Origin of the sequence: Caulobacter sp. (assembly GCF_049283275.1) — a bacterium.
Taxonomy (GTDB): domain Bacteria; phylum Pseudomonadota; class Alphaproteobacteria; order Caulobacterales; family Caulobacteraceae; genus Caulobacter.
Map to the genome: position 1 here is coordinate 1 of NZ_JBAPVS010000216.1, position 6,496 is coordinate 6,496.

7 protein-coding genes are annotated in these 6,496 nt (G+C 66.5%); all 7 read right to left on the reverse strand.

Going from position 1 to position 6,496, the window contains the following annotated elements; translation table 11 throughout:
* A partial coding sequence (locus tag WAL33_RS12005) for a DUF2341 domain-containing protein (RefSeq protein WP_422181709.1) occupies positions 1-745 on the reverse strand: 745 nt, incomplete at its 3' end.
* Positions 746-776: 31 nt separating this feature from the next.
* Positions 777-2,354 (reverse strand): ShlB/FhaC/HecB family hemolysin secretion/activation protein, encoded by a 1,578-nt coding sequence (locus WAL33_RS12010; protein WP_422181711.1) that lies wholly within the window; start codon positions 2,352-2,354, stop codon positions 777-779.
* Between the two features lie 497 nt (positions 2,355-2,851).
* Positions 2,852-3,826, reverse strand: a complete 975-nt coding sequence (locus WAL33_RS12015; RefSeq protein ID WP_422181713.1) for a FecR family protein — start codon at positions 3,824-3,826, stop codon at positions 2,852-2,854.
* Complete coding sequence (locus WAL33_RS12020; protein WP_422181715.1) at positions 3,820-4,299, reverse strand: RNA polymerase sigma factor; 480 nt, start codon at positions 4,297-4,299, stop codon at positions 3,820-3,822. The genes WAL33_RS12015 and WAL33_RS12020 overlap by 7 nt, the downstream gene beginning before the upstream one ends.
* A gap of 265 nt (positions 4,300-4,564) precedes the next feature.
* Entirely contained in the window at positions 4,565-5,188 is a 624-nt protein-coding gene (locus tag WAL33_RS12025; RefSeq protein ID WP_422181717.1) for a class I SAM-dependent methyltransferase, read from the reverse strand.
* Entirely contained in the window at positions 5,185-5,406 is a 222-nt protein-coding gene (locus WAL33_RS12030; RefSeq protein WP_422181719.1) for a hypothetical protein, read from the reverse strand. The genes WAL33_RS12025 and WAL33_RS12030 overlap by 4 nt, the downstream gene beginning before the upstream one ends.
* Positions 5,396-6,496: TolC family outer membrane protein (locus WAL33_RS12035; protein ID WP_422181721.1), on the reverse strand; the 1,101-nt coding region annotated here is incomplete at its 5' end. The genes WAL33_RS12035 and WAL33_RS12030, both read right to left, overlap by 11 nt.

The following is a 6,496-nucleotide window of genomic DNA, read 5'->3' on the forward strand; positions in this document are numbered from 1 at the left end:
CGCGGACATAGGGCACGCCGTTGCGCAGGCCCAGCACGAGCCGATCCGCGCCGCCTTCACCGGCTGCGCCGAACTTGGAATAGACCGCCGCGTCTTCGGGCTGGCCGGCCGCGGCGGGCTTGATCCAGGCCGAGAAGGTCATGCGGCCGCCGGCCGGGACGGCCAGCGAGGCGCTGGACGCCACGCGCATCTGGCTAGCGGCCTGGAAGCTCGCGCCGCCAGCGCTCAGACCTTCGAGGGTCGGGGCGGCGGTGAAGAGCCTAGCCTTGTTGCCGTTGGCGGTCTGGTCGACGGGCCCGCCGGCCGTTTCGCCGAAATGATAGACCAGTGATTGTTCGCCGTCATAGGTGGCGGCCGGATTGGACACTGGCTTGGCGGCCGGATTGCCGAAATACAGCCAGATGTCCTGGCTCTTGCCGGCCTGGGTCGACGGCACGTCCACCCAGACCAGGCCGAGCTCGGCCGTCGGGTCGAAGCGCTCGATGTGATAGGTCAGCGGCGTCTTGTCGTCGCCGGCCACGAAGCGCAGGTCCGCGCCGTCCGGACGCACCTGGCTGAAGTCCAGCACCCCGCTGTGCAGCCGCACCAGCACCGGCGCGCGCTTCACCTCCTCGGTGACGCCTCGCACGTTCTGGGCCTCCAGGGTGATCTTGCGCCGTTGCGGCCAGTCCGCGTTCCACGAAGCCAGGGCCGGCCCCGGGATCACGACCAGGAGCAAGAACAGAGCAACAAAAATCTTCTTCATCTCAGTCATTCTCCAGTCGAGATCGTGCGTTCTAGAAATCGAGCCAGACGCGGAATTGTCCGCGCCAGTCATCGCCGTAGTCGATGATGGTCGATTGCTTGTTCTTGAGAGGGGCGGCCAGCAGGGCCGACAGGTTCACGCGGCGCAGCAGGCGCTGGCGCATGCCGAAACCCACGCTGGCCAGGCTGGACGAGTCGTCCAGCACGCCATTGGCGTCGGCCAGGGGGTCGTAGATCTTCAGATAGGCCCCGTCGGCGAAGGCGAAGAACCGCCATTCGTCGACCACGCCGCCGAACCAGCGATGGATCGAGGGGCTTTCCAGGTCGAACTGGCCCGAGACGCCGTCGTCGCCCAGTTCCTGACTTTCGTAGTAGCCGCGCACGCTGTCCAGGCCGCCGGCGCTGAACTGCTCGTTGCTGATCAGCGGCTGCCCCGCATACTGGCCGGCCAGCTTGAGGCTGGTCCGCATGCCCCAGGGCAGACGACGCACATAGGAGGCGTCGCCCCGCAGGTAGGCCCAGCTGGCGGTGGCGTTGTAGCGCTTGAAGCGGAACTCGGCTTCGTCGGAGTCCAGGCCGCGCAGGCCGACGTTCAGCGCCACGGTCAGGTCGACGTCCTGCTTTTCGCCTCGACCGATCAGGCCGTACTGCAGCGTCAGCGGATAGTAGTCGATCGGGGTGCGGCCGTATTCGGGACCAACGATCAGGTCTTCCTTGAAGTTCTTGTAGTCGACGCCCGCGGTCAGGGTGTGAAACAACCCGCCGCCAGCGAAACTGTAGATGCCCCGCAGACCGAAAATGTCGCCGCTGCCGACCACGTTGATGCCGCCCACGGCCGCCACATCGCTGTCGGAATGGACGGCGTAGGCCACGACGGTGAAGGGCGTGCCCTGGATCGGAGCGGCGTAGGAGCCCGTCACCAGCCAGGTCTGGTTGGGATCCTGCGGCGCGAATTGCCCCTGCAGGCTCAAGCTGTGTTCGCGCTGGAAAAGGTTGGTGTAGCGCACCGAACCCGACACCCGCAGACGCTCGGTGCGGCTGCTGCTGCGGTCGTTCAGCTCCAATGAGCCGTGCAGAGGCAGAGCGTCCTGCACCTGCAGGTCGACATCCACCGTGCCTGGCGTATCGCCGGCCCGCAGGGTCGGGGTGATCGTGCGGTCGCCGTTGGTCTTGTTGAGGTCGGCGACCTGCCTGGACACCGCGACGTAGTTGGGCACCTGCCCCTCGGCCAGGGCGGGCGCGCGCTTCTTGATGTCCTCGGGCGAGAAGTGCCGCGCATCGGTCACCCGCAGGCGGCCGACCTTCAGCTCCACCACGTTCAGACGGATCACGCCGCCCTGCACGTCCTGCTCGGGAATCTCGACCCCGACGGTTTCGTAGCCCTTGTCGCGATAGGCCTTTTCAAGGGCGGCGCGCGCCGCCTCGACATCGGCCGAGCGGCGCTGCGGGCCCAGAAAGGGGTAGACCGCTTTCTCGACTTCCAGCCGCGACAACACCGTATTGCCTTCGACGCGATAGTTGAGGAGGTCGACCCGGCGCTCCTCGCCGCTAGCCTCTATCGGAGCCGGCGCTTCCTGCGCGACAGCGCCATGCGCCCACGCGATCGCCATGACAGCCGCGCAAGCCCAGCGCGAACCCACCACTTGCATTCAAAGCCCCCTTCTGGCGCCCGATCGTCCGGTCACCACGACTATCGGCGCGAAAAATATCCTCGCGCCGCAAGACACCGCCCGCCCCGGCCAAGATGACCATCGGACAGATCTTCGAAATCCTTGAAGGGTGACCTACATTCTTAGTGTATAAGTTTTGTGAAACTCATGACATTTATTGAAATGATGATTTTAACTACAGCCCAGATTCAGAATCCGAGTCTGTATATTTAAGTATAATGAGAATATCGGACACAGAAGTCCGCAATGTACTCGCGAATTCGAGCGCATGGACTAGCCGCACGCGCAGCCGATAATCGGCTCTGCAAGTCTGGACAGCGACAGAAGCGAGGGCGGGACGACGCAGTCGCCCGACCTGTCTGGCGCGTCAATTCAAGGACGCGGCGGCGAGGCGAAACCACACCAAGAATCTGAGAATTATTTGACCGCGCGTCCGATCAGGAGCGCGCGGTCCGATTGGCGGCGCCCGACAGCACCAGGGCGTCGGGGCGTTTATCGAGCTTAAAGCCATAGAGCGCCGCGAGGGTGGCGACGAAGGCGTCGCTGTCGCCCGTCTTGAACACGCCGCTCAAGCGGACGTCCGCCGCATCCGCGGCGCTGACCTGGATGGGCCGGCGGCTGTAACGGTTCATTTCGCCGACCGCCACCGACAGAGGCGTGTTCTCAAGCACCAGCTCGCCCTGTCGCCAGGCGGTCACCGTGTCGAGGGACGGCCTGTCGAGCTGGCCTTGGGTCTGGCCGTCGCGACGCAGCCGGTCGCCCGGCGCCAGGATCACGGCCGGCCGGCCCGCCTCGGCGTCGCGGCTGCCCACCTGCACCGCGCCCGCCAGCAAGGTCACCTCCAACTTGGGCTGATCGTTGCGAACGATGAACACCGTGCCCAGCGCCCGGACATAGTCATGTCCCGCATCGACGAAGAACGGACGGGCGGCGTTGTGGGCGACGTCGAAATAGGCCTCGCCGCGGTCGAGGCGGATATGTCGCTCGTCGCGATCATAGCGCACGACGATACGGGTGTCGGTGTTGAGGGTGACGCGCGTGCCGTCGTCCAGCTGCACCGTGCGCTGCTCGCCTACGCGGGTCGCGTAGTTCGGATCGCGCAGGTGCGCGAACAGGCCCAGGGCGCATGCGCAAACCACCAGGCAGGCCATGGCCAGCTCGCGCACCCGGATCCGCAGGCCAGGCCCGGCGCGATCGGACTTCCAGTCCGGCGCCACCTGACCCAGGTCGTCCCAGACCGACAGCGCCCGCGCATAGGCCGATGCATGGACCGGGTCTTCGGCCATCCAGCGCGCGCGGCCGGGATCGGCCTTCGCATCGTCCTGCCCCTTGTCGCGCACCAGCCAGAGCGCGGCTTCGGCGAGGACGCGGTTGGACGCGTCGTCCCGCGCGGTCTTCCCGTGCCTCACCATCCGTCCATCCACTTCACCAGAAAGAGCATGCCCTTGGCCAAACGCTTTTCGACCGCGCTCACGCTCACCCCCTCACGCCGCGCGATTTCGCCGACGCTGGATCCTTCGACTCGCTGCGCCCGTAACATGCGCCGCGTCGTCGGATCGAGCGCTGCGAAACCGGCGTTCAATCTCTCTAGACGTTTTCGACCGGCCCAAACCGCATCCGGCAGCGGCTCATTATCGATCAAGGCCAGATCCTCCACCGGTTGATCGATGATTTTCGCTCGCTTTCGCCGCCGATGCTCGTCGATGACCAGGTTGGACACCGTGCGCATCAGAAAGCCCTCAGGCTCATGGACCTCGCTGGACTGGCTGTAGGTGGCCAGCCGCACGAAGGCTTCCTGCACAAGATCATCGGCCTCGGTGATCGATACGCCCTTGCGCATCAACGAGGCCTTCATCCGCTTCGCGATATCCCTGACCGGTCGCATGGTGATGATCCTGGCGCGAGCCCGTGAAGAGAAGAACCGTCCCCCTTCCTACGAATATATGTGACGGTTTAGTGAGGGCCGTCGCATCCCTCCCGGAAAATCACGAAAAGACCCACCCGCTGCGGGACGTCAGACCTGACCGTTCGAACACCTTCCCCTGGAGGCGCGCCAGCCCTTTGCAAAGCTTCAAACGCTCTTTCTAGGATGGGGCCGAATACCTGCTTACAGTCCCAGTGCTCCGTTCACGCCGATGTAAGGCAGAGATTCAGGCGACACGGGCGACGCCCAGCTCGCACCAGCCCAGCGGCCTTGGTGTCTTGGGCATATAGAAGGCCTGCGTCTCATCAATCACAAAGCCGGCCGCGGCGATCGCCGCGCCGACGGGGCGGGTCAAGTGGCAGCCGCCGGCCAACGGTGTCCAGAACGGTTCGATGCGCCTTTGCCAGCGGGCCACCTCGGCGTCCGGCGCCAGGCCATGCTCGCAAAAGAGGAAGCGGCCGCCTGGTTTCAGAACCCGGCGCGCCTCGGCCAGCACCGCGGCGGGCGTATGAACCGAGCAGAGGGTGAAGGTGCAAACGACCGTGTCGAAGCTGTGGTCGTCGAAACCGAGCTGCTCGGCCTCGCCCGCCAGGACCTCGACCTTAAGTCCGTCAGGGCGCGGAGCCGCCAGCGCCCGATCCCGGAGTTCTTCCGAGGGATCAACCCCGGTTACACTGGTCACCCGCGCCGGATCATAGAAGGCCAGGTTCAGTCCGCCCCCAATCCCAAGCTCGAGAACCCGTCCTACGGCCTGGGGGACGACCTTGGCGCGTTGCTTGGCGATCGCCCCCGCCCCGCAAGCACAGCCGATCAGGCGCGGCAGGATATGGCGATCATAGAAGGAGGTCATGGCTGCTGGTCTTCCCGCCGATCGACAAGTCGTAGGAGTCCCTCGACCAAGGTCAAGGCCTCCGCATCGCGCAGGCGCGCCAGATGCTGTGACAGCAAACGGGCCTGAAGATCGCTGACCCACAAGGCTCCCTCGCTCAGAGCGTGGAGAATCCGCAGGCGATGGATATTGGCCAGAGCCCGCAGGACATCGTCGGGCGTCGCCGGCTCATTGGCCATGCAGTAGCGCGTCGAGCCGGTAGGACGAGACCGTCACCTCGCCACGCGCCGCCACCAGGGCGGTTTGCGCGGCTAGGACCTCGCGTTCGGCGTCGAGGAGATCCAGGACGGGTTTTTGGCCCACCCGCACTTCGTTGCGCACGCTGTCCAGCGCGCTGGTCGCGGCGCTGGCCTGGTCGGTGGCGGCCAGCATCACGGCCCGCGCGGTAGCGACATCGCCCCAGGCGCCGATCACGGCTTCACGCACCTGGGCCCGCGCCGCGTCCAGACGCGCCCGAGCGCCACGGAGCTCCGCGCCGGCTTCGTCGATACGCCCGCTCGCCGCGCCCCCCGAAAACAGGGTCCAGCGCCCCTGGACGCCGACGGTCACGCCATCGGCGCTATAGCCGGGAAAGAACTGGTCGCGCGAAGTGCTGGCGGTGGCTGTGAGGGCGAGGCTGGGCAGACGCTCGGCCTCGGCATAGCGAACACCGGCCTGCGCCGCGCGTTCGGCGGCCTGGGCGGCCAGCAGCATTGGGCTGGACTGTGCGGCCTGGGCGATGGCTTCATCCAGCGATGCTGGCGTCGCTGACGGCGTGACGAAGCTCTCAAGGCCATCCGGCTCAGCACCGACCACGGAGACGAAATGGGCCCGGCTGCGGGCCAGTTGCCCCTCGGCTCGAGCCAAACCCGCGCGGCTCTCCGCCAGCCGGGTGGTAGCCTGGTCAAGGTCGGTGCGGGGGATTTCGCCGCCTTTGAAGCGTAACCTGGCTTGGCTTGCGATGGTCTCCATCTGCAGGACCTGGCTGCGGCTCAGCGCCAGCATGTCTTGAGCGCCGAGAACCCCGACATAGGCTTCGGCGACCTCGACGCTCAGGAGGGCCGTCGCGCCGCCGACCTGGGCCTGGGCCACAGCCTTGCCCTCCCCCGCTCGGGCGATGGCGGCGCCGACGCCGCCGCCCGAGAACAGGGGTTGGCGCAGTTGCAGCGACGCCGCGCGGGGCGACACATCGCTCTGACCAAAGCCGAAGAAGCCGCCAAGGTCGGTCGTGCCGCTGGCGCCCTCGGCCGACAGGGTCAGGCTGGGCAGGCGACCGGCGCGGGCCTGGGC

Bases quoted from the DNA above. Each gene is read 5' to 3' on its own strand.
- WAL33_RS12030 (WP_422181719.1), bottom strand. From the start codon at position 5,406: ATGGCCAATGAGCCGGCGACGCCCGACGATGTCCTGCGGGCTCTGGCC.
- WAL33_RS12025 (WP_422181717.1), bottom strand. From the start codon at position 5,188: ATGACCTCCTTCTATGATCGCCATATCCTGCCGCGCCTGATCGGCTGT.
- WAL33_RS12015 (WP_422181713.1), bottom strand. From the start codon at position 3,826: ATGGTGAGGCACGGGAAGACCGCGCGGGACGACGCGTCCAACCGCGTC.
- WAL33_RS12020 (WP_422181715.1), bottom strand. From the start codon at position 4,299: ATGCGACCGGTCAGGGATATCGCGAAGCGGATGAAGGCCTCGTTGATG.
- WAL33_RS12010 (WP_422181711.1), bottom strand. From the start codon at position 2,354: ATGGCGATCGCGTGGGCGCATGGCGCTGTCGCGCAGGAAGCGCCGGCT.